Source organism: Megasphaera cerevisiae DSM 20462, from assembly GCF_001045675.1.
GTDB lineage: Bacteria > Bacillota > Negativicutes > Veillonellales > Megasphaeraceae > Megasphaera > Megasphaera cerevisiae.
Genome location: NZ_LEKT01000141.1, coordinates 1 through 868, shown reverse-complemented (window position 1 = coordinate 868; position 868 = coordinate 1). Strand labels below are relative to the sequence as shown.

Sequence of the window (868 nt, the reverse complement as noted above, 5' to 3'; positions counted from 1 at the left end):
ATTTCTAAGATATTAAATCATATTTCTTCAAATACTCATTAATTTTTAATACAGGTCTATCTATTATTTTCATAAACGGTCTTTCTATAAAACGAATACGTATTTTATCTATTAAAGTACATACTACAAATACAATGCATGTTACCCCCATATACCAAACAATAAAATATGGTGATTGGAAAATATAAGTATCGTTAAACAAATCTTGGAAAATGTATTTCTGCATTCGTCCTATATGGATTAAATACACACCAAATACTGAGGATGAAGCAAAACTAATAAATGAAGGTAAATGAATATTTAAATTTTTAAATCCAGTAAATAAAAAGATAGAGCAAAGAATGACAGGCGTTTTCATCATTTCCCACACCAATAAAAATAAATCGACATTTTTTCCATAAGATGTATCGACATGCTTAATAAGCACTATGCTACTCCACATAAAGAGCAATATAATAGCTGCTATAAGAAAATTATGTTTAGGAAATAAATTAACATGATAAAGTCGTATATATGCTCCAATAGCATACAATATAATAAATATGAAAATGTTATTGGCGCCTTCCATCCACATATCACGAGTAACAGTAGGGATAATTGAAAAAACCACCAATCCAATGAGGGGCTATGAAGAAAAGTCTGTAAATAAGGTCTTCTATGATAGTTAATAAAGAGTTAATAAATCGTCATTTTGCTAGAACTATCATGCCAGTAATCTGTCAGGGTACATGATGACCAGTTCGCCTCTCACCTTTCCCCAATTCCGAAGCGGCATGGTCCATTTCTTGGCAGCTTCGAAAGTGGACAGGTACAACGCCTTGAGCAGAGCCTGTGAACTTGGGAAAACACTTCGCTGACGGTTTAAGCG

At 32.6% G+C, this 868-nt stretch carries 1 protein-coding gene; it reads right to left on the bottom strand.

What is annotated here, in order from left to right:
* Positions 1 to 4: 4 nt before the first annotated feature.
* Positions 5 to 610 (bottom strand): acyltransferase family protein, encoded by a 606-nt coding sequence (locus AB840_RS15420; protein ID WP_159445844.1) that lies wholly within the window; start codon positions 608 to 610, stop codon positions 5 to 7.
* Positions 611 to 868 lie beyond the last annotated feature (258 nt).